General features: G+C 55.5%; 21 protein-coding genes. 5 read left to right on the forward strand and 16 right to left on the reverse strand.

The window, feature by feature from the left end:
- Positions 1-26: 26 nt before the first annotated feature.
- Genes murG through mraZ form a run of 10 tightly spaced genes read right to left on the reverse strand, consistent with a single transcriptional unit; the run spans position 27 to position 11,049 of the window.
- Positions 27-1,091, reverse strand: a complete 1,065-nt coding sequence (gene murG, locus BEI65_RS09285; protein WP_099063079.1) for an undecaprenyldiphospho-muramoylpentapeptide beta-N-acetylglucosaminyltransferase — start codon at positions 1,089-1,091, stop codon at positions 27-29.
- Between the two features lie 3 nt (positions 1,092-1,094).
- The gene (gene ftsW, locus BEI65_RS09290; protein WP_085120229.1) at positions 1,095-2,297 is read right to left on the reverse strand and encodes a cell division protein FtsW; all 1,203 of its coding nucleotides are present in this window, start codon (positions 2,295-2,297) and stop codon (positions 1,095-1,097) included.
- Complete coding sequence (gene murD, locus BEI65_RS09295) at positions 2,294-3,613, reverse strand: UDP-N-acetylmuramoyl-L-alanine--D-glutamate ligase (protein ID WP_099063080.1); 1,320 nt, start codon at positions 3,611-3,613, stop codon at positions 2,294-2,296. The genes ftsW and murD overlap by 4 nt, the downstream gene beginning before the upstream one ends.
- Positions 3,614-3,615: 2 nt before the next feature.
- Positions 3,616-4,698 carry a phospho-N-acetylmuramoyl-pentapeptide-transferase gene (gene mraY / locus BEI65_RS09300; protein ID WP_012005208.1) on the reverse strand — a complete coding sequence of 361 codons (1,083 nt, stop codon included), beginning with the start codon at positions 4,696-4,698 and terminating at the stop codon, positions 3,616-3,618.
- Positions 4,692-6,053 (reverse strand): UDP-N-acetylmuramoyl-tripeptide--D-alanyl-D-alanine ligase, encoded by a 1,362-nt coding sequence (murF, locus tag BEI65_RS09305; RefSeq protein WP_099063081.1) that lies wholly within the window; start codon positions 6,051-6,053, stop codon positions 4,692-4,694. Before murF ends, mraY begins: the two co-directional genes overlap by 7 nt.
- Entirely contained in the window at positions 6,050-7,537 is a 1,488-nt protein-coding gene (murE, locus tag BEI65_RS09310) for a UDP-N-acetylmuramoyl-L-alanyl-D-glutamate--2,6-diaminopimelate ligase (protein ID WP_099063082.1), read from the reverse strand. Before murE ends, murF begins: the two co-directional genes overlap by 4 nt.
- Positions 7,524-9,287 carry a peptidoglycan glycosyltransferase FtsI gene (locus tag BEI65_RS09315; RefSeq protein WP_099063083.1) on the reverse strand — a complete coding sequence of 588 codons (1,764 nt, stop codon included), beginning with the start codon at positions 9,285-9,287 and terminating at the stop codon, positions 7,524-7,526. Before BEI65_RS09315 ends, murE begins: the two co-directional genes overlap by 14 nt.
- A 42-nt stretch (positions 9,288-9,329) precedes the next feature.
- Entirely contained in the window at positions 9,330-9,650 is a 321-nt protein-coding gene (ftsL, locus tag BEI65_RS09320) for a cell division protein FtsL (protein ID WP_012005204.1), read from the reverse strand.
- Positions 9,647-10,588, reverse strand: coding sequence for a 16S rRNA (cytosine(1402)-N(4))-methyltransferase RsmH (gene rsmH, locus BEI65_RS09325; RefSeq protein WP_085120224.1), 942 nt, complete (start codon positions 10,586-10,588; stop codon positions 9,647-9,649). Before rsmH ends, ftsL begins: the two co-directional genes overlap by 4 nt.
- Positions 10,589-10,590: 2 nt before the next feature.
- On the reverse strand, positions 10,591-11,049 hold the full coding sequence (mraZ, locus tag BEI65_RS09330) for a division/cell wall cluster transcriptional repressor MraZ (RefSeq protein WP_085120223.1): 459 nt from the start codon (positions 11,047-11,049) through the stop codon (positions 10,591-10,593).
- A gap of 871 nt (positions 11,050-11,920) precedes the next feature.
- Here mraZ and BEI65_RS09335 point away from each other — a divergent pair.
- Positions 11,921-12,361: an L-alanine exporter AlaE gene (locus BEI65_RS09335; protein ID WP_085120222.1), complete on the forward strand. Its 441-nt coding sequence runs from the start codon at positions 11,921-11,923 to the stop codon at positions 12,359-12,361.
- Positions 12,362-12,401: 40 nt separating this feature from the next.
- Here BEI65_RS09335 and cra read toward each other — a convergent pair whose 3' ends face one another.
- The 5 genes from cra to leuO all read right to left on the reverse strand — a co-directional run bounded on the left by cra (position 12,402) and on the right by leuO (position 19,371).
- Entirely contained in the window at positions 12,402-13,406 is a 1,005-nt protein-coding gene (gene cra, locus BEI65_RS09340) for a catabolite repressor/activator (RefSeq protein WP_085120221.1), read from the reverse strand.
- 216 nt (positions 13,407-13,622) lie between these two features.
- Positions 13,623-14,114: an acetolactate synthase small subunit gene (ilvN, locus tag BEI65_RS09345; protein ID WP_004932806.1), complete on the reverse strand. Its 492-nt coding sequence runs from the start codon at positions 14,112-14,114 to the stop codon at positions 13,623-13,625.
- A 2-nt stretch (positions 14,115-14,116) separates the two neighbouring features.
- Complete coding sequence (gene ilvI, locus BEI65_RS09350) at positions 14,117-15,835, reverse strand: acetolactate synthase 3 large subunit (protein WP_099063084.1); 1,719 nt, start codon at positions 15,833-15,835, stop codon at positions 14,117-14,119.
- Between the two features lie 316 nt (positions 15,836-16,151).
- Positions 16,152-17,960, reverse strand: coding sequence for a long-chain fatty acid--CoA ligase (locus tag BEI65_RS09355; RefSeq protein ID WP_099063085.1), 1,809 nt, complete (start codon positions 17,958-17,960; stop codon positions 16,152-16,154).
- A gap of 463 nt (positions 17,961-18,423) precedes the next feature.
- Positions 18,424-19,371, reverse strand: coding sequence for a transcriptional regulator LeuO (gene leuO, locus BEI65_RS09360; RefSeq protein WP_099063086.1), 948 nt, complete (start codon positions 19,369-19,371; stop codon positions 18,424-18,426).
- An 891-nt stretch (positions 19,372-20,262) separates the two neighbouring features.
- On the opposite strand from leuO, the gene leuA reads away from it, so the two are divergent.
- The 4 genes from leuA to leuD are packed head-to-tail and all read left to right on the forward strand — an operon-like array spanning position 20,263 to position 24,947.
- Entirely contained in the window at positions 20,263-21,837 is a 1,575-nt protein-coding gene (gene leuA, locus BEI65_RS09365; protein ID WP_017891594.1) for a 2-isopropylmalate synthase, read from the forward strand.
- A gap of 2 nt (positions 21,838-21,839) precedes the next feature.
- Positions 21,840-22,931, forward strand: a complete 1,092-nt coding sequence (gene leuB, locus BEI65_RS09370; protein WP_099063087.1) for a 3-isopropylmalate dehydrogenase — start codon at positions 21,840-21,842, stop codon at positions 22,929-22,931.
- A gap of 1 nt (position 22,932) precedes the next feature.
- A complete protein-coding gene (leuC, locus tag BEI65_RS09375) occupies positions 22,933-24,333 on the forward strand; it encodes a 3-isopropylmalate dehydratase large subunit (protein WP_099063088.1) in 1,401 nt (466 codons plus the stop codon).
- A gap of 11 nt (positions 24,334-24,344) precedes the next feature.
- A complete protein-coding gene (leuD, locus tag BEI65_RS09380) occupies positions 24,345-24,947 on the forward strand; it encodes a 3-isopropylmalate dehydratase small subunit (protein WP_099063089.1) in 603 nt (200 codons plus the stop codon).
- Positions 24,948-25,081: 134 nt separating this feature from the next.
- Here leuD and BEI65_RS09385 read toward each other — a convergent pair whose 3' ends face one another.
- Positions 25,082-26,554, reverse strand: coding sequence for a DASS family sodium-coupled anion symporter (locus BEI65_RS09385; protein WP_099063090.1), 1,473 nt, complete (start codon positions 26,552-26,554; stop codon positions 25,082-25,084).
- Between the last annotated feature and the right edge of the window lie 12 nt (positions 26,555-26,566).

Here is a 26,566-nt window from a genome sequence, read left to right on the forward strand (position 1 = left end):
GGTCCGGCGTACCGAACCCCTGCAAATTATTTGGCAACCCGCACCAGCTCCGCCGCCACGCGTTCGGTGGCATCCGGGATAGCGACTGCACGTGCCTTTTCAGCCATCGCCAACAGCGTTGGGCGATCCCAACTGGCCAGCAGTTCTGCCACGACATCGGCGTTAAACTGTGGCTGTTCGATAATCTTCGCCGCGCCGGCTTCTTCCAGCGGACGAGCATTCCAATACTGCTGACGGTCTTTGTGCTGGAACGGCACAAATATCGCCGGCAGGCCCGCAGCAGCAATCTCGCTGACGGTCAGCGCGCCGGAACGGCACACCACCACATCAGCCCAAGCGTAGGCGGCAGCCATGTCATCAATAAACTCGGTCACCTTGTGCTGTGTCTGCCCTACCCTCTCGTAGTCGCGTAACACGTTTTCCAGCGCGCCTTTACCTACCTGATGCCAGAGCGTCATTTTATCGCCCAATTTCGCCGCGACTTCAGGAACTGTCTGATTCAGCACCCTGGCACCCTGACTTCCGCCAATAACCAGCACGCGGGTCGGCCCTTCACGGCCAATCAATCGCTCTGCCGGCAACGGTAGCGCCAGTACGTCGGTTCGCACCGGGTTGCCCACCACTTCCGCGTTCGGGAACGCACCGGGGAAGGCTTGCAGCACGGTTTTGGCAATGCGCGCCAGCCAGCGGTTGGTCAACCCGGCAATGCCGTTCTGCTCGTGCAATACCACCGGGATACCGCACAGCCATGCCGCCAAACCGCCAGGGCCGGAAACATAACCGCCCATGCCCAACACCACGTCCGGCTGGTAGCTGCGCATAATCGCCTTCGCCTGACGAACGGCGTGCCAGATACGCAGCGGTGCGCTCAACTGGGCCTTCAGCCCTTTGCCGCGCAGGCCGGAAATACGGATGAAATCAATCTCGATCCCGTGCTTGGGCACCAGATCGGCTTCCATTCGGTCTGCGGTTCCAAGCCAGCGCACCTGCCAGCCCTGCGCCATCAGATGATGTGCGACCGCCAGTCCCGGGAACACATGTCCGCCGGTACCGCCTGCCATCACCATTAAACGCTTAGGTTTCCCGCTCATCCCTTACCTCTTCACAAACGCCTGGGCTTTAGCCAGACGCGTTTCATAATCAATACGCAATAACAGCACGATCGCCGTCGACATAATCAACAGGCTCGAGCCGCCGTAACTTATCAGCGGCAGCGTCAGGCCCTTGGTCGGCAACATACCGGCGGCGGCACCGACGTTAACCAGCGCCTGGAAGCTAAACCAGACGCCAATTGAGCAGGCCAAAAAGCCGGAAAAGCGTTGATCGAGCTCCAGCGCACGGCGGCCAATCGACATAGCACGAAAAGCGACGCAGAATACCATTAACAATGCGAAAACCACACCGATATAGCCCAGTTCTTCGCCTAAAATCGAGAAGATAAAGTCGGTGTGCGCCTCCGGCAAATACTCGAGTTTCTGCACCGAGTTGCCTAACCCCTGTCCCCAGAACTCACCGCGCCCAAAGGCCATCAGCGACTGGGTCAACTGGTAGCCGCTGCCGAACGGATCGGCCCACGGATTCCAGAACGAAGTCACGCGGCGCATACGGTAAGGTTCGGCAATGATCAACAGCACCACGGCGAAGCCACCAGAGCCGATAATCGCCAGGAACTGCCACATTTTGGCGCCGGCCAGGAACAGCATCGCCAGCGTAGTGATAAACAGCACTACCACGGTACCAAGGTCCGGTTGTGCCAACAGCAATACCGCCAGCACCACCATCACACCCATCGGCTTACAGAAGCCCCAGAAGTTGGTACGCACTTCTTCTACCTTGCGCACCAGATAGCTCGCCAGGTAACAGAACAGCGACAGCTTGGACAGCTCCGCCGGCTGAATACGCAATGGCCCCAATGCAATCCAGCGCGATGCCCCGTTTACCGAACTACCGACCACCAGCACGATCAGCAGCATCACAATCGACATCAGTAGCATGACATTGCTGTAGCGCTGCCAGACTTCCATCGGAATACGCAGCGTCACCATCGACAGGCCAAATGCCAACCCGAGGTACAGCGCGTCACGCTTGGCGAACAGGAAAGGATCGTCTGCCAAACGCTGGCCGATCGGCATCGACGCCGAAGTCACCATCACAAAGCCGACAATGGCCAACCCAAAGGTCAGCCACAGCAGGGTACGGTCGTACAGCACCATATTGACCGAATCGTTATCCCGCGATCCCGCCACCCAGTTTTTAAACAGTTCGGTCAGCCCGAAGTTCGGCAAGCGTAGTCTCATCCACCGAGCTCCTGTGCCAGGCGGGCGAACTCATCGCCGCGCACTTCAAAATTACGGAACTGATCCAGGCTGGCGCATGCCGGTGACAGCAACACCATATCGCCGGACTGCACCTGACCGGCTATCGCCTGCATCGCCTGTTCCATTGTCTCGGTCAGCGTAGCCACCTCCGGTCGCAGCTGCGCCAGCTGTTCGCCATCACGGCCGAAGCAGTAAAGGCGGACATTGTCGCCTTGCAGATACTGGCCCAGCGGGGAGAAGTCGGCAGATTTGCCGTCGCCGCCCAGCAGCAGGTGCAGAGTGCCGTCAACCTGCAGACCATTCAACGCCGCTTCGGTGCTGCCGACGTTGGTGGCTTTGGAATCGTTAATCCAGCGTACGCCGTTATGTTCCCAGGCCAGTTGGAAGCGGTGTGCCAACCCGGTAAAGGTGGTTAACGCTTTCAGGCTGGAAGCACGCGGGATATTCACCGCATCGGCCAGTGCCAACGCCGCCAGCGCATTGGTATAGTTGTGGCGGCCGGTCAGCTTCATCTCACGGGTATTGAGGATTTTCTCGCCGCGCACGCGCAGCCAGGTTTCACCCAGTTGACGGTTCAGATGGTAGTCGCCCACATCGGCACCGAAGCTGATGCAGCGCTGGTCTGCACCGCGTACTGGCATGGTCAGCGCATCATCCGCATTCACCACGCACAGGTTGGCATTTTCATAAACGCGCAGTTTGGCCGCACGGTACTGCTGCAGGCCAAACGGATAGCGGTCCATGTGATCTTCGGTGACATTCAAAATGGTCGCCGCAGCCGCATGCAGGCTGAAGGTGGTTTCCAGTTGGAAACTTGACAGCTCCAGCACGTACAGCTGGCATTCCTGGCGCAACAGGCTCAGCGCCGGCAGGCCGATATTGCCGCCAACCCCCACCGCCCAACCGGCCGCTTTCGCCATCTCACCCACCAGAGTGGTGACGGTGCTTTTGCCGTTAGAGCCAGTGATGGCTACGATCGGTGCCTGGGCTTCGCGACAGAACAGCTCGACGTCACCGACGATCTCCACGCCAGCCTCTGCAGCAGCGCTTAATGCCGGGGTCGCCAACGCCATGCCTGGGCTGGCGACGATCAAATCTGCCGCCAACAGCCAGTCCAGATTCAAATCGCCCAAATGACGCTCAACGCTTTCAGGCAGCTTGTCCAGCCCTGGCGGTGAGATGCGGGTATCCATAACGCGTGGCGTCACGCCGCGCGCCATAAAGAAATCAACACAGGACAGGCCGGTGAGGCCCAACCCGATGATGACCACTTTTTTACCCTGATAATCCGTCATAATTACCGCACCTTCAGCGTCGCCAGGCCAATCAGCACCAGCATCAGCGAAATAATCCAGAAGCGCACGATCACACGCGGTTCTGGCCAGCCCTTCAATTCATAGTGGTGGTGAATCGGTGCCATGCGGAAGATACGTTGCCCGCGCAGCTTGAACGACCCCACCTGCAAAATCACCGACAGCGTTTCAACCACGAACACGCCGCCCATAATCAACAGTAAAAACTCTTGGCGCAGCAGCACCGCGATGGTGCCCAACGCGCCGCCCAGTGCCAGGGAGCCAACATCGCCCATGAAGACCTGAGCCGGGTAGGTGTTGAACCACAGGAAGCCCAGACCGGCACCGACGATGGCGGTACAGACGATCACCAGCTCACCGGCATGGCGCAGATAAGGAATGTGCAGGTAGTTGGCGAAGTTCATGTTACCGGTCGCCCAGGCCACCAGCGCAAAGCCCGCGGCCACAAACACCGTTGGCATAATCGCCAGGCCATCCAGCCCGTCGGTCAGGTTGACCGCGTTGCTGGTGCCCACAATCACAAAGTACGCCAGCAGCACGTATAACAGGCCGAGCTGCGGCATGATGTCCTTAAAGAACGGCACAACCAGCTCGGTGGCTGGCGTGTCTTTTCCTACGGCATACATGGCGAAGGCAACCACCAACGCAATCACCGACTGCCAGAAGTATTTCCAGCGGGCAATCAGCCCTTTGGTGTCTTTACGTACCACCTTGCGGTAGTCATCAACGAAGCCAACAATCCCGTAACCCACCAGCACGAACAGTACGCACCACACATAAGGATTCGACGGATAGGCCCACATCAATACCGAAACGGTGATGGAGGTCAGGATCATGATGCCGCCCATGGTCGGCGTGCCGCGCTTGCTGAAATGCGACTCCGGACCGTCGTTACGCACCACCTGGCCGAAGGACATCTCCTGCAGGCGTTTAATCACCCGCGGCCCCATCCACAAGGAGAGGAACAGCGCGGTCAGCAGGCTGACAATGGCTCGGAACGTCAGGTAGGAAAAGACGTTGAAGCCGGAATAATATTTGACCAAATGTTCGGCCAGCCAAACTAACATGGTGCTTTCTCCTGTAACGCGCGTACTACCTGCTCCATTGCGGCACTACGTGAACCCTTGATTAACACGGTAATTACCGCATGTTCTGACAGTAATTCCGCCACGCGCGCGATCACTGCTGCCTTATCCTGAAAATGTTCGCCATGACCCGAGGCTTCAACCAGCACCTGGCTTAACGGGCCGACGCCCAACACTTTATCCACCCCTGCCAGCCGGGCGGCTTCGCCCACCTGACGGTGACATTCTTCGGCTTCTGCTCCTAACTCTGCCATATCACCCACCACCATCACGCGGTAGCCCGGCATTTCCGCCAGCACCTGTGCGGCAGCCGTCATTGAACCGACGTTGGCGTTATAGCTGTCATCCAGCAGCAGCTGGTGGTCAGAAAGCGCAATCGGGAACAAACGCCCCGGTACCGCCTGTAACTGTTTCAATCCCTGACGCACGGCTTCGAGCGAGGCACCGGCCGACATTGCCAGCGCCGCAGCGGCCAACGCATTGGCCACGTTATGACGGCCCGGCAGCGGCAGCGCGATCGGCGCGGTACCGAACGGGCTGTGCAGCGTAAACTGCGTGCCCTTGCCATTCACCTGCACATCGCTGGCGAAGAAATCGATGTTTTCTGCCGCCTGCGGCGAGAAACGCCAGACGGTTTTGCCGTCCAGCATGCTCTGCCAGTGCGGCCAGTCGTTATTGTCGGCGTTGAGGATTGCCACGCCGTCAGCCGGCAAACCGGCAAAAATTTCGCCTTTCGCCTGAGCGACACCGGCCAAAGAGCCAAAGCCTTCCAGGTGGGCGGCCGCCAGGTTATTCACCAGTGCGGTCTGCGGACAGGTTAAAGCCGTGGTGTAAGCAATTTCACCAATATGGTTGGCGCCCAGCTCAATCACGGCAAAGTCGTGCTGCGGCTGCAGACGCAACAACGTCAGCGGCACGCCGATATCGTTGTTAAAGTTACCGGCGGTATACAGCACTTCACCGCATTCACGCAGAATGGCCGCGGTCATTTCTTTCACCGAGGTCTTGCCCGATGAACCGGTTAACGCCACTACGCGAGTCGGCACCTGCTGACGAACCCAGGCAGCAAGCTGTCCCAGAGCCAGGCGGGTATCTTTCACCACCAGTTGCGGAACCTCCACCAATAAGCGCTTACTTACCAGCAACGCCCCAGCGCCAGCGGCTACCGCATCAACAGCAAAATCGTGAGCGTCGAAACGCTCGCCTTTCAATGCCACAAACAGGCAACCCGCGGTTACCTGACGGGTATCTGTCGTCACCTCAACGATTTGGCAATCGGCGCCGATCAACTCAGCGCTCAATACATCGGCCAGTGTCCGAAGGGAGACAGGGATCATGCTACTACCCCCAGCAGACGCGCTACGGTGGTGCGATCGGAGTAATCCAGGCGGCGATTCCCCACCAGTTGGTAGTCCTCGTGGCCTTTACCTGCCACCAGTACCACATCTTGTTCTTTAGCTTGCATGATGGCGCTGGTTACCGCTTCCGCACGACCGTGGATCACCAGAGCACGTCCGGCGTCCAGCAGGCCGGTCAGGATATCTGCGATGATCGCCTGCGGCTCTTCGGTACGAGGGTTATCATCGGTCACGACCACGCGATCGGCGAACTGTTCGGCGATACCGCCCATCAACGGACGCTTGCCTTTGTCACGATCGCCGCCACAGCCAAACACGCACCACAACTGCCCCAGGCAGTGCAGACGAGCGGCTTCCAAGGCTTTTTCCAGCGCGTCCGGGGTGTGGGCGTAATCGACCACTACCGTCGGTTTACCCGGCGCGTTGAACACTTCCATTCGGCCGCAGACCGGCTGCAGTTGATTGCCGGTGGCGACCAATTTGTCCAGCGGATACCCCAGCGACAGCAGCGTCGCCAGTGCCAGCAGCAGATTGCTGACGTTGAAGGCCCCCATCAGGCGGCTTTCAATCTCACCGTCACCCCAGCTTGAGCTGAAGTGGATAGTGGCACCGTTATCGTGATAGTTGACCGCAGTGGTCTTCAGCCAGCGGCCATGGCAGCCCGGTTGCAGGTTATCCTGCATGGTAACGGCCACGGCATCCGGCAATTTGCTCAACCAACGCTGACCGACTTCATCATCAGCATTGATAATCGCCTGGCCCACTTCGTGACCGGCGAACAGCGACCACTTGGCCGCTTCGTAATTGGCCATATCACCGTGGTAATCCAGGTGATCCCGGCTCAGGTTGGTGAACACGGCGGCGGCAAACGGCAACGCCGCCACGCGGTGCTGCACCAGCCCATGGGAAGAGACTTCCATCGCGGCAAAGGTCGCACCGCTGTCGACCAATTCGTTCAACACGTGCTGAATATCCACCGCAGAACCGGTGGTATTCTCCGTTGGGCATACCTGGCCCAACAGACCGTTGCCCACGGTGCCCATCACGGCGCTGGTTTCGCCCAGCAGTTGGCCCCACTGCGCCAGCAGTTGAGTGGTCGTGGTTTTGCCGTTAGTCCCGGTGACGCCAACCAGACGCAGGCGCTCCGCCGGCTGATGGTAAAAACGACCGGCCAACGCGGAAAGACGCTGATTGAGCTGGCTCAGATAAATCACCGGCACGCCGTGCATTTCAGTAATAGCACCGTCTTCAGCCTGACCTTCAGCTTCGGCAATCACGGCGGCAACGCCCTGCGCAATGGCCTGCGGAATATAGCGGCGTCCATCCGTTTGATGGCCGACAACGGCGACAAACAGATCCCCGGCAGCCGCAATACGGCTGTCTAATGTCATTTCCCGCAGCGCGCGCCCAGGCGCCGTTGGCACCCACGGAGCGAGTAAATCGCGCAAATTACGATCGGCCACCTGAACCCTCTTTTCTGTTAATTACAAAATCGCTTTTCTCACCGGTAGGCAACGCATCCGGCTCGACGTTCATGGTGCGCAATACGCCGCCCATGATGGCGCCAAACACCGGTGCGGAGATCGCACCACCGTAGTATTTCCCACCCTGCGGGTCATTGATGACCACCACCAGAGCAAATCGGGGATTACTCGCCGGCGCAACGCCGGCGGTATAAGCGATGTATCGGTTGACGTATTTGCCGTCCGGGCCCACTTTTTTGGCGGTACCGGTTTTGATGGCAATACGGTAGCCCTTGATCGCGGCTTTCACCCCACCGCCGCCCGGCAGGGCAACGCTTTCCATCATGTGCACCACAGTGCGCACCAGAGGTTCAGGGAACACGCGCTCACCGGCAACCGGTGGGTCAACCTTGGTAATCGACAGCGGACGATAAACGCCCAAACTGCCGATCGTTGCATAGACTCGCGCTAACTGTAACGGGGTTACCATTAGCCCATAGCCGAAAGAGAAGGTGGCCCTCTCTATGTCAGACCACCGTTGTTTTTTTGGGTATATGCCACTGCTTTCTCCGACCAGCCCCAAATTGGTCGCTTTTCCCAATCCAAAACGAGAGTAAGTATCTACTAACGCTGAGGACGGCATCGATAACGCCAGTCGTGAAACACCGACGTTACTCGACTTCTGCAAGATCCCGGTCAGGGAGAGTTCCGCATAACGCGCAACGTCCCTGATTTCCTTGCCGTTGATACGGTAAGGGACGGTATTCAGCACGCTGTTTTCTTTCACAATGCCGTGCTGCAATGCCGTCATGACCACCATAGGTTTCACGGTGGAGCCGGGTTCAAAAATATCGGTGATAGCACGGTTACGCATGGTTTCTTTCGGCGTACCGGCCATATTGTTCGGGTTGTAAGACGGGCTGTTGGCCATGGCCAATACTTCGCCGGTGTTCACGTCCACCAGTACTGCGGTACCGGATTCGGCCTTGTTGAACGCCACGGCGTTGTTCAGCTCGCGATAAACCAGCGCCTGCAGACGTTCGTCGACGCTCAGCACCAGGTTATGCGCCGCCTGGCTGTCGACCGAGGAGATATCCTCAATCACCCGGCCATAGCGGTCTTTACGCACGGTTCTTTCGCCCGGTTGCCCGGTCAGCCAGCGATCAAAGCTCTTCTCGACGCCTTCAATCCCCTGGCCATCAATGTTGGTCACGCCGATGATATGCGAGGTCACCTGGCCGGAAGGATAGTAACGGCGAGACTCCTGACGCAGGTAAATCCCCGGCAGTTTCAGCTTGTGGATGTAATCGCCAATCGCCGGGTTCACCTGGCGCGCCAGGTAGACAAAGCGCCCTTTTGGGTTGGCGTTGATGCGGGTAGAAAGCTGATCCAGCGGGATATTCAACGCATCGGACAGTGCCTTCCAGCGGCTGTCCAGCGTTATGCCACCACGCTCATTCAGCTCTTTCGGGTCAGCCCAAATGGCGTTGACCGGCACGCTCACCGCCAACGGGCGTCCTGAGCGATCGCTGATCATGCCGCGAGAGGTTGGCACTTCCTGCACGCGCAGTGAACGCATGTCGCCTTCTTTCACCAGGCGGTCCGGGTTAATCACCTGCAGATAAGCCACCCGCAGCATCAACCCCACCAACGCCAGCAAAATACAGCCGCACAGCAACGCAAAACGCCAGCTTACAAAGCTGGCCTGATCTTCCTGGCGTTTCAACTTACCGGGGCGTGCTGCTTTCATGCGTTCCCTTTCTACTCCGTGTAGTGATTTCAGTTAAACCATTCATTGTTTAACGATGATATTTTCCTGCGATGGATCAACATGTTGCATCTGCAGTTTTTCAGTAGCGATGCGCTCTACCCGACTGTGATCCCCAAGAGCATTCTCTTCCAGAATCAGGTTGCGCCACTCAATGTCCAGAGCATCTCGCTCTAAAACAAGCTGCTCGCGCTCGGCGGTCAGCAAACGGGTACGATGCGCGGTAGTCACCACAAAAACCGCAGACACCAGCGAGGCAATCAGCAAAATCAACGGGATCTTGGCGTTACGCAGCAGATCGCCGCCAATCACCCCGACTAAGCCATGACGCTCATTACCAATCACGCGGGCATCCTCTCGGCAATACGCAACACCGAACTACGCGCACGTGGATTTTCCGCCACTTCGGCATCTCCAGGCATCATCTTGCCCAGCGCTTTCAGCGTGCGTCCGCCCATGCTGCGCAATTGCGCTTCGGTCAGCGGAATACCGGCCGGTACCTGAGCACCGCGGCTGTGGTGGCGCATAAAGCGTTTAACGATACGGTCTTCCAGCGAGTGGAAGCTGATCACCGACAGGCGACCCTGCGGGGCCAGCACTTCCAGCGCGCCGTCCAGCGCACGTTCGATCTCTTCCAACTCACTGTTGATGTAGATGCGGATCGCCTGGAAACTACGGGTTGCCGGGTGTTTGTGTTTATCCCGGAACGGGCTGGCGTTGGCGATCAAATCGGCCAGCTGTTTGGTGCGAGTCATCGGATCGACCAGATTTCTTTCCACGATGGCGCGAGCGATACGCTTGGCGAAACGCTCCTCGCCAAAGGTTTTCAACACCCAGGCAATGTCGTCGGCTTCCGCTTTCATCAGCCACTCGGAGGCTGACTGACCGCTTGAGGAGTCCATACGCATATCCAGTGGTCCGTCACGCATGAAGGAGAAGCCGCGTTCTGCATCATCCAACTGCGGCGAAGAAACGCCCAGATCGAGTAAAATGCCATCTATCTGCCCCACTAATTCGCGTTCCCGCACATAGTGTGACAAATCTGAAAATGGGCCGTGTACGATGCTAAAACGAGGATCTTCAATAGACTTGGCGGCTGCAATCGCCTGTGGGTCGCGGTCAATTGCCAGCAAACGCCCTTCCGGCCCCAACTGGGACAGAATCAGACGCGAATGGCCACCGCGGCCAAAAGTACCGTCGATATATATGCCGTTACTGCGAATATTGAGACCTTTTACCGCCTCATCCAACAGTACGGTGGTGTGTTTATAATTTTCCAACATGCTTATAGCGACAAGTCCTGTAGCCGCTCAGACAACGGTTCCTGAGTCGACTGTTCTGCGTCAATATCATCCTTGACTTGTTGATACCAGGTCTGTTCATCCCACAGTTCAAACTTGTTGAACTGCCCGACCAGCATCACTTCTTTGGTGAGCCCGGCGTGTTGGCGTAGCGTTGTCGCTAACAGCAACCGACCGGCGCTATCCATCTGACACTCACTGGCATGTCCCAACAGCAAGCGCTGAACGCGGCGCTCGGCGGGATTCATACTCGACAGACGGGATAACTTTTGCTCGATAATTTCCCATTCGGGCAGTGGGTAAAGCAGTAGGCAGGGCTGATGGAGGTCAATGGTGCAAACCATTTGGCCTAGCGATTGCTCGTTCAGCAAATCCCGGTAACGGGTGGGTACGGCAAGCCGCCCTTTGCTGTCGAGATTAACCATCGTTGCTCCACGGAACATGCCTGAGCTACCCCTCCACGACCATTTTCACCACTTTACCCCACAAATTCCCACATAATGGAGTTTACGGAGGGTATGAAAACCTTGTCAAGCCAGAGCGCCAGCGCTTTGGCAATATTTCTTCGGTCATTTTGGGAGCTGGCTCGCGAAAGGAACGCTATTTATTAGATGATTAAAAATTAACATCATGATAAACGGGGAGAAATTTCTAAGCGGAAAGAACGTGATTAAAAACCTGACAAATTGGCGATTAATTAACTCAATACTTCCTTCTGCAATCGATGTCTCATTTTTTAGCTCGGCAATCACATCCCTGTAACCCGTTGGGACCCGCACCGGACAAGGCCCGGCGCAAACTTGCCTTACCGCCGAAATAGGGCTTAAGCCATTGAGTTAATAACGCTCAACGGTTATTACGCCCCACACCGGCCGCTATTTTACTTCAATTAAAGCCTCAGTGATAAGTTCGCTGAAAAAATAAATGACTCGGATATTACGAGGGGAGCTAATTTCGATTTAAATCAATTTAGTAAGATTATTCTCAAAATACCTGTTTACAATTATGGTTTCATTTCCTTACATCATTTATTCCCACAATTTTTACTGTGAAAAAGCAGTTCGCCGCAACAAATAATGCAACTCATTGTTTTTTATTGAATAGTTGCAATTCATCCATTTTTAATCCCTTCGCGCCATATTCCTCTGCCTGAGCTCAGCACAAAAACCACGCAACACCTTAAAATAAAAATATTTAGCTACTTAGTGAATTCATAGCGGAAGTGTAAACTACAAAAAGAATAAAAAACCAGATTTAACAACCAACAATTAATGATTTAACAGAATATTAACCAATAACCACGGAGATTGCATCATGCTTTCGCCTGTCCCTCATTGGCGCAGCGCCGCTGCCGATACCTTTGCACTGGTGGTGTACTGCTTCATCGCCGGCATGGCGATAGAAATCCTGGTGTCCGGCATGAGCTTTCAACAATCACTCTCGTCCCGTTTGCTGTCGATCCCGGTGAACATCCTGATCGCCTGGCCCTATGGCCGCTATCGCGATCTGTTTATCCGTGTCGCCAGGCGCTTTCACCGCCAACCCTTTTTACTGCGCAACCTGGCCGACCTGTTGGCCTATGTCAGTTTCCAGTCCCCCGTCTATGCCGCCATCCTGTGGAGCGTCGGTGCCGATGGGCAACAAATCATGACGGCGGTGACCAGTAACGCAGTGGTGTCGATGGCAATGGGCGTGGTGTACGGTTACTTTCTCGAATACTGCAGAAGATTGTTCAGAGTGGCAGGCTACGTGTGAAGCATGAAGCAGGAGCGCAACGGCGCGCTCCTGTTGAGGATTATTTCCTGCTAAGACTGCCGCGACGGAACAGATTGCGCCGGATGCGCGTCAGACCCGGTTTGGGTTTACGCGGTTCATCCAGGCTGGCCAGCACCAGTTCCAGCACGCGCTCGGCCACGTCACGGTGACGCTGGGCAACCGCCAGGACCGGACACTCGAGGAAGTCCAACAGCTCGTGATCGCCGAAGGTGGCGATCGCCAGATCGGTCGGCAAGCGGCCACGTTGCTTCAGCGTCACATCCATCACCCCTTGCAGCAAAGAGAATGAGGTGGTGAACAGCGCCTGCGGCATCGGGTGGGTTTTCAACCATTCGGCAAACAACACGCCGGCAGCCTCACGCTCATAACTGTTGGCATACAGATAATCGACATGCCGCTCGTCATCCTGCCATGCCTCACGGAACCCCTGCTCACGCAGGAAGCTGACGGAAAGCTCCGGCAAGGCCCCCAGATACAGCACCGATTCAGCTGGGAAGGTACGAAGCTCCTGCGCCAGCGCGAATGAGTCCTCTTGATCGGCCCCCACCACGCTGATGAAATGCTCGCGATCCAGTGCCCGGTCCAGAGCGATAATCGGCAGTGGATCGTTGGCCCAACGCTGATAGAACGGGTGCTCCGGCGGTAAGGCGGTGGAAACGATCAGCGCGTCGACCTGGCGTTGCAACAGGTGCTCAATGCAACGCATTTCGTTATCCGGCTGATCTTCCGAACAGGCAATCAACAACTGGTAGCCGCGTTGGCGAGCCTGACGTTCCAGATAGTTGGCAATGCGGGTGTAGCTGGTGTTTTCCAGATCCGGTATCACCAGACCGATTGAACGAGTCCGCCCGGCGCGCAGCCCTGCCGCGACGGCATTCGGATGATAGTTGTGCTCCCTGACCACGGCCATCACTTTTTCGACGGTTTTATCGCTGACACGATACTGCTTCGCCTTGCCGTTGATGACATAACTGGCCGTAGTGCGCGAAACGCCTGCGAGACGCGCGATTTCATCCAGTTTCACGTTAACCCCTTAATGACGCTGAAAATAGAAGTGAAAACCATGCCCGGATTAACCATCGCATCCTGTGCGGTTATTCAATCCAGCCTCTGCGATCTAACAGCAGAAAACACTGCCTAGCAACCGCTTTTGCCGAAAGGTGCCAGCAAACGGGCAAAAAACACCGAAAAACAAAGGGCGCAGCCTGGCTACGCCCCTAGATTATGCCAGTATCACGCCTCAGCGCATGATTTTATCGCCGCGCGACACACCGACCACACCGGAACGCGCCACCTCGACAATTTCGGCCACTTCACGCACCGCACTCAGGAACGCATCCAGCTTGTCGCTGGTACCCGCCAGTTGAACGGTGTACAGCGTGGCCGTGACGTCGACAATCTGACCACGGAAAATGTCGGCGCAGCGTTTCACCTCTTCGCGGCCATAACCGCTGGCCTGCAGCTTCACCAGCATGATTTCACGCTCAACGTGCGCGCCCTGCACCAGTTCGCTGACGCGCAGCACGTCCACCAACTTATGCAGCTGCTTTTCGATCTGCTCCAGCACTTTCTCATCGCCAACGGTTTGAATCGTCATTCGTGACAGAGTGGGATCGTCGGTCGGTGCTACCGTCAGGCTTTCAATGTTGTAACCGCGCTGAGAGAACAAGCCCACCACACGCGATAACGCACCGGATTCATTTTCCAGCAATACAGATAAAATACGGCGCATGATCAGGTCCTCTCCGTTTTGCTTAACCACATTTCGTCCATGCTTCCACCCCGGATCTGCATCGGGTAAACATGTTCGGTCTCATCGACGGTGACGTCGACAAATACCAGACGCTCCTTCTCGGCCAGCGCCTGTGCCAGTTTGCTTTCCAGCTCATCCGGGGTGCGAATGGCGATGCCTACGTGGCCATAAGCCTCCGCCAGTTTGACGAAGTCCGGCAGGGAATCCATATAAGACTGGGAGTGGCGGCCGGAATAAATCATGTCCTGCCACTGCTTCACCATCCCCAGATAGCGGTTGTTCAGGTTCACCACGATCACCGGCAGGTTGTACTGCAGCGCGGTGGACAGCTCCTGAATGTTCATCTGGATACTGCCGTCCCCGGTGACACACACCACGGTTTCATCAGGCAGCGCCAACTTCACGCCCAGCGCCGCCGGCAGACCAAAGCCCATGGTGCCCAGCCCGCCGGAGTTAATCCAACGGCGTGGCTTGTCGAAGGGATAATAGAGCGCGGCGAACATCTGGTGCTGGCCGACATCGGAAGTGACATAAGCGTCACCCTTGGTCAGCCGGTGCAGGGTTTCGATCACTGCCTGTGGCTTAATGGTGCCGCTGTTTTTGTCGTAGCTCAGGCAATCGCGCGCGCGCCACTGCTCAATGGATTGCCACCAGTCACGCAACGCATCGTGGTCCTGCGCCTTGTCTTCCTGTGCCAGAAGCTCCAGCATCTGCGTAAGCACCTGTTTGGCATCGCCAACAATTGGAATATCGGCGTCTACCGTCTTGGAAATTGAGGTAGGGTCAATGTCGATATGCAGTACGGTAGCGTCCGGGCAGTATTTGGCCAGGTTGTTGGTGGTACGATCGTCGAAACGCACGCCGACGGCAAAAATCACGTCAGAGTTGTGCATGGTTTTGTTGGCTTCATAAGTGCCGTGCATGCCGAGCATGCCGACGCTCTGGCGATGCGTACCGGGAAAGGCGCCCAACCCCATCAGGGTGCAGGTCACCGGCAGATTCAGCTTCTCCGCCAATTCCAGCAGCTCTGCCTCACAGGCCGAGTTGATCGCCCCGCCGCCAACGTACATCACGGGTTTTTTAGCCGACAGCACGGTGTGTAACGCACGCTTAATCTGCCCGCGATGCCCTTGCACCGTCGGGTTATAGGAACGCATGCTCACTTCCTGCGGATAGGCGTAAGGCATTCTCACCGCCGGACCCACGATGTCTTTCGGCAGGTCGATCACCACCGGACCAGGGCGACCGGTAGAAGCCAGGTAAAAAGCCTTCTTCAGGATGCCGGGAATATCTTCGGTGCGTTTGACCAGGAAGCTGTGCTTCACTACCGGGCGAGAAATCCCCACCATGTCGCACTCCTGGAAGGCATCATAGCCAATCAGCGAGCTGGGAACCTGACCGGACAGCACTACCATTGGGATGGAATCCATATAGGCGGTCGCAATGCCGGTGATCGCATTGGTCGCTCCGGGACCTGAGGTCACCAGCACCACCCCCACTTCACCAGTCGCACGCGCATAGCCATCGGCCATATGCACGGCACCTTGCTCATGGCGTACCAATATGTGATCGATTCCTCCGACCGTATGCAGGGCATCGTAGATATCGAGTACCGCCCCGCCCGGATAACCGAATACATGCTTAACGCCCTGATCGATCAACGATCGGACGACCATCTCGGCTCCTGACAACATCTCCATGGGTTTGCCTCCAGGCTAACTTATTCTTATCTGGCGCCGGAACGTGGCGCCTGTTGTGGGGCAATACCCCAAACTTTTTATGGATTGACTATAACCCATTAACATAACGTCAGAATATAAGGCAGGCAAACGGCAAAATGGCACAACAACAAAAGGGTTACTGGCAACGAGCTGGGGATCGGGGGTTTACAGAAACAATGCACTAGCCGCTGGCAAATCGGGCTAGGCATTGTTTCAGTCAGGCGAGGAATTACAGAACTATATCAGGCAAGAAGGATGCCGTTTTTTTAACCGGGAAACCTGCACTAAGGCGTGGTTAAGCCTTCTCCTGGTACATTGAATCAATTTCACTCTGATAGCGCTGCAAAATCACTTTACGACGCAGCTTCAACGTCGGTGTCAGTTCCCCCAACTCCATCGAAAAGGCCGCCGGCAACAGGGTAAACTTTTTCACCTGTTCGAAACGCGCCAACTCTTTTTGCATCTCACGCAGGCGGCTGTCGAACATTTCCAGAATATGGCTGTTGCGCAGCAGTTCAAGCCGATCCTGGTATTTCAGGTTGATGGACTTGGCATACTCTTCCAGCGACTCAAAGCTGGGCACAATCAAGGCGGAGACAAATTTACGTGCGTCGGCAATGATCGCCACCTGTTCGATAAAGCGATCCTGCGCCAGCGTGCCTTCGAGCATCTGCGGAGCAATGTACTTGCCGCCGGAGGTTTTCATCAGATCCTTGAGGCGCTCGGTGATAAACAGGTTGCCGCCTTCGTCAATGGCACCGGCATCGCCGGTCTTCAACCAGCCATCTTCGGTAAAGGAGGCGGCGGTTTCCAGCGGCTTATTGAAATAACCGCGCATCACCACCGGGCCACGCACCTGGATTTCATTCTCCTCACCAATACGCACCTCAACCCCCGGCAGGGGTTTGCCAATCGAGCCAAAGCGGAAATTGCCCTCTTCCCAGCAGGAAACGGTGGCGCAGGTCTCGGTCATGCCATAACCATATTTGATGTTGATGCCCATCGCCTGGAAAAACAGGATCACATTGTCGTCCAGTTTGGCACCGGCAGCCGGCAAGAACCGCACCCGCCCGCCGAGAATGCCGCGCAGTTTACTCAACACCAGCTTATCGGCCCAACGGTGGGAAAGATCAAACAACTTGCCCAGAGGCTTACCGGCGCGTTCTTGCAGGAACTTACGCTCACCGCAGACAATTGCCCAGTGGAACAGTGCACGGCGCAGCCAGGGGGCACGGGCAACTTTCTCGTGCACTGCACTGAAGATTTTTTCGTAGAACCGCGGCACCGCGCACATCAGCGTCGGGCGTACCGCCGTCATGGCCTCACGCACCCAGTCGGTATTGGGCAAAAACACGTTTTGCGCACCGGAGTGCATGATGAAGAAACTCCAGGCGCGTTCAAACACATGCGACATCGGCAGGAAACTGAGAGAGACATCTTCTTCCGTTACCGTCAGTCGCTCATCGTGCAGATACAGCTGTGCCGCCAGGTTGCGGTAATCCAGCATCACCCCTTTAGGTTCGCCGGTGGTACCGGAGGTGTAGATCAGTGTGAACAGATCCCGCAGATCGCAATCGGCAATGCGTTGCTGCAGCTGCGATTCAAACGCCGCCGGATCGGCTTCATGCTCAAAGGCGCTCAGGTGCTGAGCAATCTCACAACCGCGCAGATCAACGCCGTCATCAAACACAATAATGTGGTTCAATTGCGGACAGACACCGCGTAATGCGATGGCAGCATCCAGCTGAGCCTGTTCGCCAACGAACAGAATGCGGATATCGGCGTCATTAATGATAAAAGCCGCCTGGGCCGGTGTATTGGTGGCATACAGCGGCACGCTGACCCCACGTAACCGCAGGATTGCCAAATCCGCCAGCGACCAGGCCATGCTGTTATTGGCAAAGATCGCGATACGCTCCTGCACCTCGGTGCCCAACGCCAACAGCGCACTGGCAATGTGGTTGATATGCGTATCGACCTGCTGCCAGGTCAATTGGGTCTCTCCAGCAGGAGACCATTGGCGAAAAGCTGTGCGATCGGCACGCTGGGAAATTTGGTGCTGTATACGGTGAGTCAAATGGTATTGCAGCAGATTATTGATCATAGCGCCCTGAGCCTGAAATGAATCAAACAGTTAGCGTTGAGCAGGCCATCTTGCTCTGCATCTCAGCTTACACGTGTTTACTTTTTTTCGCGCAGTCTACCTACTCTCTGGCAACGGGAAAAGAGATTTCAGCGTAGAAGTGTGAGCTAAAACCCAGGTTAATTTCACCGCAACCTCTCATTGGACAGAAGGGTGATGAAAAGGTTTTATCCAGGTCACAAAACGCGGGTTCGACAGGCACCGAAGAAAACAGATAAAAACACCAACTGTAATTAATATTTCAGAATATAATTTCATTATAATAATTTTCAATGAAACTACCGAGGTCATGCGGAAGCGGTTAATTCAGAACACTTAAGCCAAGATATATCTTACATAAACCCAAGGTAATTCCTAACCAACGAATGGGAAAAATTATTCCCCCAACGGGAAACTACCACCTCGGGGGTAATAATCGGCTGATTTACTCAGACATATCAGACTGGCCAAGCATACCTTTCATCCATAGATGTCCCTTATCTCTTTCTGCCGACTCATGCCAGGATAGATAACAGGTCACCTTATTCTCACTGCAGGGGAAAGGAATAAAACGCAGCTGTAATGCTTCAGCCTGCTGCTGAGCCAGCCAGGCAGGAACTATGGCAATCATGTCAGTATTGGATACCATATTCAGCACACTGTATAAATCGGTACATTGCTGAGCCACGACGCGCTGCATCGCCTCCTCTATATAGTAAGGCTTACTGAAGGAGTTAAAAATATCCAGCGAAACCACCGCATGCTGCTCCCCAAGAATTTGTTCCGGCGTGATGGCTTTTTCAATTCTCGGATGTTTCTTGGCAAGAACCAGCACCAGTTCATCCTCAAAAAGCCTCACACTTTTAAACTCTGCCGATTCAAAACAGGCATAGCCAATAACGAACTCAACCTCTTGGTAGCGCAATTGGCTATCAATACTACTCGTTATATATGATTTTATTTTTAAATGGGTCTGAGGCGCTATTTCCTTCAGGTGGTTGATTAGCGCGGATCCCAAGCGCAAATCAAGTGGGCTGCAAATGGCGATGGAGAAGACTCGCTCACTGGTAAAGGGTTCAAACTCCGCGCCAGGCAGCTCATTTTGCACCAACTGCAATGCTTGCCTCACCGGCCCAAAAAGCTGCCTGGCCCTTACAGTAGGCTGGATCCCGCGCCCACAGCGCACAAACAACTCGTCATTGAACATCAGTTTCAAGCGCGCAACGGCGTTGCTCACTGCCGGTTGCGACATCCCCAAAAAGCTCGCGGCCCGGGTAATATTCTGCATCTGCATAACGGCATCAAACACCGTTAGCAAATTCAGATCGACACTGCGTAAATGCAAATCGCTGGTTTCTTTCTCAGTGATAACTTCTGAATTATATTCCGACATATTCCACTCCACTAAGTCCTGTGTAGATAATCCCCAAAGTACAATTAACGAGTGATAATTCATCGCTGTTCTAATCGCACAAAGCAGAATTAGTTATCTCTCGCTCCGTTCATTTAAACCGAGCTCAAGCAACGTCCTATATACAAACATGGTTAAAAGTTAATACCTGCCGCACATCACATCCATTTTTCTCGCGGGAAGAGATCACACACACCATTTAAATCGGTTAACTTCACAAACCTCTCTTTGCACCTTCATTTAACTTCTGTTCCTCACCCTTACTTACTCCGATAAAAATACGGTTAATAACCACTTCCTTTAATAAAACCCCCTCATTAATTACTGATAGCCATTAACTCTATGAATAATTCATAAAAAACATAACAAACCACAAACATATTGATGGAAAAAATATAACCACCCCTATTTTTCTTTTGGCTAGCATGCCTTCTGTCGTTTTGCATCTTTAATTTTAACCTAATGAACATCAGAAGCAATTGCGACGATATATATTCATTTCATTTATGCTAACAGGCCCGCAAATCCTTCATTGCCTTTTATCTGACAATGTCATTTTTTACCGAACTATCTTCTGTTCGCCGCGGAACGTTAATCAGGAGGTCAGTGAGTACCCTCATTTTCAATCAGGTGTTGACATGACCAAGCCAATAACGTATCAAATTAGGCAACGAAACTATTTTAGAGAAGCTGAACCGCCATGAACCGTACTTACCGTCTACTAGGCCTACTACTTAACGCATCTTGTTTGCGCGGTATGCCGGTGGACGCAGTTCAGAGCTGATTTAGCCCACCCTCATAACAAACCCGCGCTACTGCGCGGGTTTTTTTTTACCCGCTTAGCGTGAAATAAACACGATAAGGAACGCCCTGATGAGCCAACAAGTCATTATTTTCGATACAACGCTGCGTGATGGCGAACAAGCGCTGCAAGCCAGCCTGAGCGTGAAAGAGAAGATTCAGATAGCGATGGCGCTGGAGAGAATGGGTGTCGACGTCATGGAAGTCGGCTTCCCGGTATCCTCACCGGGCGATTTCGAATCCGTACAAACCATTGCCCGCCAGATTAAAAACAGTCGTGTATGTGGCCTGGCCCGTTGCGTGGATAAAGACATCGACGTCGCAGCCGAAGCGTTGCGCGTGGCCGAAGCCTTCCGTATTCACGTGTTCCTGGCTACCTCCACCCTGCATATTGAATCCAAGCTGAAGCGCTCGTTCGACGAAGTGCTGGAGATGGCAATCCGCTCGGTGAAGCGTGCCCGTAACTACACTGACGACGTAGAGTTCTCCTGTGAAGATGCAGGCCGTACGCCGATCGATAACCTGTGTCGTGTGGTAGAAGCCGCCATCAACGCCGGTGCCACCACCATCAATATTCCAGACACCGTGGGCTACACCACGCCGAATCAGTTTGGCGGCATTATCACCACCCTGTATGACCGCGTACCGAATATCGACAAGGCCATTATCTCTGTGCACTGCCACGACGATCTGGGGATGGCGGTCGGCAACTCTATCGCCGCAGTGCAAGCCGGCGCACGCCAGGTAGAAGGCACCTTGAACGGCATTGGTGAGCGCGCAGGCAACACCTCGCTGGAAGAAGTGATCATGGCGATCAAAGTGCGCCAGGACATCATGAACGTGCACACCAACATCAATCATCAGGAAATTTTCCGCACCAGCCAAATTGTCAGCCAACTGTGTAATATGCCGATCCCTGCCAACAAGGCGATCGTCGGTTCCAATGCCTTCGCCCACTCCTCTGGCATTCATCAGGACGGCGTGCTGAAAAATCGTGAAAACTACGAAATCATGTCCCCGCAGACCATAGGTCTGAAAGATGTGCAGTTGAACCTGACTTCCCGTTCCGGCCGCGCGGCGGTGAAACACCGCATGGAAGAGATGGGCTACAAAGAACAGGACTACAACCTGGACAATCTGTACGCCGCCTTCCTGAAGCTGGCCGATAAGAAAGGTCAGGTGTTCGATTACGATCTGGAAGCCCTGGCCTTCATTAATAAGCAGCAGGAAGAGCCCGAGCATTTCAGCCTGGACTACTTCAGCGTGCAGTCAGGCAGCAGCATCATGGCCACCGCATCGGTGAAATTGATCTGCGGCGAAGAAGAGAAAGCCGAAGCGGCCACCGGTAACGGGCCGGTTGACGCGGTCTATCAGGCCATCAATCGCATTACCGGTTATCCCATTGAACTGGTGAAATACCAGTTAACCGCCAAAGGCCAGGGCCGCGACGCCCTGGGCCAGGTTGATATCGTGGTGTCCTACAACGGCCGCCGCTTCCACGGCGTGGGTCTGGCGACCGACATCGTGGAATCCTCCGCCAAGGCGATGGTTCACGTATTAAATAATATTTGGCGCTCCCAGCAGGTAGAAAAAGAAAAACAGCGTCTGCAGCAAAGCAAACATCAAAATAATCAGGAAACGGTGTGAACATGACGAAGACTTACCACATTGCCGTCTTGCCCGGAGACGGAATCGGCCCGGAAGTAATGGCCCAAGCACGTAAAGTGTTGAACGCAGTGCGTCAGCGCTTTGACATCCGTATCACCGAAGCCGAATACGACGTCGGTGGCATCGCCATCGATCGCCATGGTAGCCCGCTGCCACAGGCCACCCTCGCCGGTTGTGAGCAAGCCGACGCCATCCTGTTCGGTTCAGTCGGTGGCCCGAAGTGGGAACACCTGCCGCCGGCAGAGCAGCCTGAACGTGGCGCTTTGCTGCCGTTGCGTAAGCACTTCAAACTGTTCAGCAACCTGCGCCCTGCTCGTTTGTACCAGGGGCTGGAAGAGTTCTGTCCATTGCGTGCCGACATCGCCGCCCGCGGTTTCGATATTCTGTGCGTGCGTGAACTGACCGGCGGCATCTACTTTGGCCAGCCAAAAGGCCGCGAAGGCCAGGGCATGCAAGAACGCGCCTTCGATACCGAGGTTTATCACCGCTTCGAGATCGAACGCATTACCCGCATCGCCTTCGAGTCCGCCCGCAAGCGTCGCAACAAAGTGACCTCGATTGATAAGGCCAACGTATTGCAGAGCTCCATTCTGTGGCGCGAAGTGGTCAATCAGGTCGCCAAGGATTACCCGGATGTGTCGCTGTCGCATATGTACATCGACAACGCCACCATGCAGTTGATCAAAGACCCGTCGCAGTTCGACGTGTTGCTGTGCTCCAACCTGTTCGGTGACATTCTGTCCGACGAATGTGCGATGATCACCGGTTCGATGGGCATGCTGCCTTCCGCCAGCCTGAACGAACAGGGCTTTGGTCTGTACGAGCCGGCCGGTGGTTCAGCGCCGGATATCGCGGGTAAAGGCATTGCCAACCCGATCGCCCAGATCCTGTCAGCCACCCTGCTGCTGCGTTACAGCCTGGGTGCCAGCGAAGCGGCCGATGCCGTTGAACGCGCCATCAATCAGGCGCTGGAACAGGGTTACCGCACCGCCGATCTGGCCGGTGTTGGTCCAGCCATCAGCACCGATGAAATGGGTGACATCATCGCCCGCTTTGTTGCTCAGGGGGCATAACATGTCTAAAACGTTATATCAGAAATTATACGATGCCCACGTGGTCTACTCGGCGCCGGAAGAAACCCCGCTGTTGTATATCGATCGCCACCTGGTGCACGAAGTGACTTCCCCGCAGGCGTTCGACGGCCTGCGCGCCATGGGCCGTAAAGTGCGCCAGCCGGGCAAGACTTTTGCCACCATGGACCACAACGTGTCCACCCAAACCAAAGACATCAACGCCAGTGGCGAGATGGCGCGCATTCAGATGCAAGAGCTGATCAAGAACTGCGAAGAGTTTGGCGTGTTGCTGTATGACCTGAACCACCCGTATCAGGGCATCGTACACGTGATCGGCCCTGAGCAGGGCATGACGCTGCCGGGCATGACCATCGTCTGTGGTGACTCACACACCGCGACTCACGGCGCTTTCGGTTCACTGGCGTTTGGTATCGGCACCTCTGAAGTGGAGCACGTGCTGGCGACCCAGACCCTGAAACAGGGCCGCGCCAAGACCATGAAAATTGAAGTGACCGGCGATGCCGCCGTTGGCATCACCGCTAAAGACATCGTACTGGCAGTGATTGGTAAAACCGGCAGTGCCGGCGGTACCGGCCACGTGGTGGAATTCTGTGGCACAGCCATTCAGGCGCTGAGCATGGAAGGCCGCATGACGCTGTGCAACATGGCGATCGAAATGGGTGCCAAAGCCGGGCTGGTTGCGCCGGACGACACCACCTTTGATTACCTGAAGGGCCGTCAGTTTGCACCAACCGGCGATAACTGGGAACAGGCCGTTGCCTACTGGCGCACGCTGAAATCCGACGACGATGCCAAATTCGACACCATTGTTACCCTGCGCGCTGAAGACATCGCGCCACAGGTGACCTGGGGCACCAACCCGGGTCAGGTTATCGCCGTCAACCAGACCATCCCCGCGCCAGAATCGTTCAGCGATCCGGGTGAGCGCGCCTCGGCCGAAAAAGCCCTGGCTTATATGGATCTGAAACCGGGTATCAAGCTGACAGACGTGCCGATCGACAAGGTATTTATCGGTTCCTGCACCAACTCACGTATTGAAGACCTGCGCGCAGCAGCGGCCATCGCCAAAGGCCGCAAGGTTGCCAGCGGTGTTCAGGCCATCGTGGTACCAGGCTCTGGCCCGGTGAAAGCGCAGGCGGAAGCCGAAGGTCTGGATAAAATCTTTATCGATGCCGGTTTTGAATGGCGTCTGCCGGGCTGCTCGATGTGCCTGGCGATGAACAACGACCGCCTGAACCCGGGCGAACGCTGCGCATCCACCAGCAACCGTAACTTCGAAGGGCGCCAGGGCCGCGGTGGACGTACTCACCTGGTCAGCCCGGCAATGGCCGCTGCGGCCGCTATTGCCGGCCATTTCGCCGATATCCGTGATATTCACTAAGGGACGCAACCGTGGCTAAATTTACTCAACATACCGGTTTAGTGGTGCCTTTGGATGCGGCTAACGTCGATACCGATGCCATTATTCCAAAACAGTTTTTACAGAAGGTAACGCGCACCGGCTTTGGCCAGCACCTGTTTAACGACTGGCGTTTTCTGGACGATGCCGGCCAGCAGCCAAATCCGGAGTTTGTACTGAACCAACCGCGTTACAAAGGCGCCAGCATTTTGCTGGCGCGTGAAAACTTCGGTTGCGGCTCATCGCGTGAGCATGCCCCCTGGGCGCTGACCGACTACGGCTTTAGAGTGGTGATTGCCCCCAGCTTCGCCGATATCTTCTACGGCAACTCGCTCAACAACCAGTTGCTGCCGGTTAAGCTGAGTGAGCAGGACGTGGAAACGCTGTTCCAACTGGTCGCGGCCAACGAAGGCATTGAATTTGAAGTTGATCTGGAAAACCAGACGGTGAAAGCCGGTGACAAAAGCTATCCGTTCGAGATCGACAGCTTCCGCCGCCACTGCATGATTAACGGGTTGGACAGCATCGGTCTGACGCTGCAACACGAAGTGGATATTTCCCGCTACGAAGCGCAGCAGCCGGCCTTCCTGAACTGATCATCGGCAAATACCCTAAATAATTGGAACTGCGGCAAGGCGGCAAGTCAGTAAATCCCCTGGAGCTTAGTGAACTAAGTGACAGGGGTGCACTTACGCAGCTAACACAGCGGCAGTTTCAAGTATGACGGGTATTACCAATAACCGAGCCATTTCCACCACGCCCCACCAATCAACATCCAAATCAGCAAGTTAACTATGCTCATCACCAAACCGGTTTTCCACCACTCACCCAGCGTCGCATAGCCGGAGCCGAAGACAATCGGTGCCGTGCCGGTACCATAGTGGGTCAGCGACATCATCAGTGAAGAAGAGAAGGCCAGAATCAAGCCCAGCAACGCGGGCGGTGCGCCGAGCGCAATGCCGGCGGCAAAGAAGGCGGCAAACATGGCGGTAACGTGCGCGGTGGTGCTGGCGAAGAAGTAATGCGAATACAGATAGATAATGGTCAGCAATACCGTGCCGCCAACCCAACTCATCCCCATATGATCAATACCGTTGCCCACGGTTTGCGACAACCAACTGATTAACCCCAACTTGCCGAGGAAGCTGGCCATCATCACCAGTGCGGAGAACCACACCACCGTGTCCCAGGCCCCCTTGTGCCTGAGCACATCTTCCCAACTCAACACGCCAGTCGCCAGCAGCACCGCCAGGCCAATCATCGCGGCGGTGGTCGGGTTGACCGCCAGCGCCGGGCCGAAGATCATCGCCGGAATACCGGCCCACAGCACCAGCAGCAAGGCAAACACCGCCAGCGTGATTTTCTCCGGCAGCGTCACCGGTCCCAGCGCTTGCAGCTTGTCGCGTGCGAAACGCGGGGCATCCGGGGTGCTTTTCACCTCCGGCGGATAGAGCAGATAAATCACCAACGGCATGACGATCAGCGAGCACAACCCCGGCACCAGCGCGGCCACCGCCCACATGGACCAGGACAGCTCGAAGTTGCCATGCGTGCCCTTGGCGATCAGGCTGACGATCAACGGGTTAGGTGCGGTCGCGGTGATAAACATCGCCGAAGTGATCGGGTTGATATTGTAATTTACCAGCGACAGATAACGGCCAATCTTGCCGGAGGTGTTCAACTCGGGTTTGGAGCCAAAGCTGTCGGCGATCGACTTCATGATTGGATGGATAATCCCGCCACCACGGGCGGTGTTGCTTGGGGTCACCGGTGCCAGAGTGGTTTCCGCCAGCGTTAGCGCATAGGCGATGCCCAGCGTCTTCTTACCGAACAGCGAGATAAAGTAATAGCCGATACGCGCCCCCAGCCCGGTTTTGTTCAGACTAAGGGAGATCATGATCGAAAAGCCGATCAGCCAGATCAACTGGTTGGAAAATCCGCTGAGCGCATCATTCAGCGCAGCACCGGGTTTACCGGGATTGGTGACGCCCGTGACGGCCACCAGCGCAATCGCCACCACCGAAACGGCGCCGATGGGCATAGCTTTGCCAATGATGGCGATGATGGTGCCGATAAACAGCGCGAGCAAATGCCAGGCATTGGGTTCCACCCCTTCAGGCACGGGGATCACAAACCAGATAAGCAAGGCGGCAACGACGGCACACAGAGAAGGGACGGGCTTGAGCGGCGTTAGTTTATCCATAACATACCCACT

The organism is Serratia sp. BW106 (genome assembly GCF_002607755.1).
GTDB lineage: Bacteria > Pseudomonadota > Gammaproteobacteria > Enterobacterales > Enterobacteriaceae > Serratia > Serratia proteamaculans.

Bases quoted from the DNA above. Each gene is read 5' to 3' on its own strand.
- ilvN (WP_004932806.1), bottom strand. From the start codon at position 14,114: ATGCGCCGTATTTTATCTGTATTGCTGGAAAATGAATCCGGTGCGTTA.
- murD (WP_099063080.1), bottom strand. From the start codon at position 3,613: ATGACGGATTATCAGGGTAAAAAAGTGGTCATCATCGGGTTGGGCCTC.
- leuA (WP_017891594.1), top strand. From the start codon at position 20,263: ATGAGCCAACAAGTCATTATTTTCGATACAACGCTGCGTGATGGCGAA.
- mraZ (WP_085120223.1), bottom strand. From the start codon at position 11,049: ATGTTCCGTGGAGCAACGATGGTTAATCTCGACAGCAAAGGGCGGCTT.
- BEI65_RS09355 (WP_099063085.1), bottom strand. From the start codon at position 17,960: ATGATCAATAATCTGCTGCAATACCATTTGACTCACCGTATACAGCAC.
- leuC (WP_099063088.1), top strand. From the start codon at position 22,933: ATGTCTAAAACGTTATATCAGAAATTATACGATGCCCACGTGGTCTAC.
- murF (WP_099063081.1), bottom strand. From the start codon at position 6,053: ATGATCCCTGTCTCCCTTCGGACACTGGCCGATGTATTGAGCGCTGAG.
- ftsW (WP_085120229.1), bottom strand. From the start codon at position 2,297: ATGAGACTACGCTTGCCGAACTTCGGGCTGACCGAACTGTTTAAAAAC.
- rsmH (WP_085120224.1), bottom strand. From the start codon at position 10,588: ATGTTGGAAAATTATAAACACACCACCGTACTGTTGGATGAGGCGGTA.
- ilvI (WP_099063084.1), bottom strand. From the start codon at position 15,835: ATGGAGATGTTGTCAGGAGCCGAGATGGTCGTCCGATCGTTGATCGAT.
- leuO (WP_099063086.1), bottom strand. From the start codon at position 19,371: ATGTCGGAATATAATTCAGAAGTTATCACTGAGAAAGAAACCAGCGAT.
- BEI65_RS09335 (WP_085120222.1), top strand. From the start codon at position 11,921: ATGCTTTCGCCTGTCCCTCATTGGCGCAGCGCCGCTGCCGATACCTTT.
- murG (WP_099063079.1), bottom strand. From the start codon at position 1,091: ATGAGCGGGAAACCTAAGCGTTTAATGGTGATGGCAGGCGGTACCGGC.
- BEI65_RS09315 (WP_099063083.1), bottom strand. From the start codon at position 9,287: ATGAAAGCAGCACGCCCCGGTAAGTTGAAACGCCAGGAAGATCAGGCC.
- mraY (WP_012005208.1), bottom strand. From the start codon at position 4,698: ATGTTAGTTTGGCTGGCCGAACATTTGGTCAAATATTATTCCGGCTTC.
- leuB (WP_099063087.1), top strand. From the start codon at position 21,840: ATGACGAAGACTTACCACATTGCCGTCTTGCCCGGAGACGGAATCGGC.
- BEI65_RS09385 (WP_099063090.1), bottom strand. From the start codon at position 26,554: ATGGATAAACTAACGCCGCTCAAGCCCGTCCCTTCTCTGTGTGCCGTC.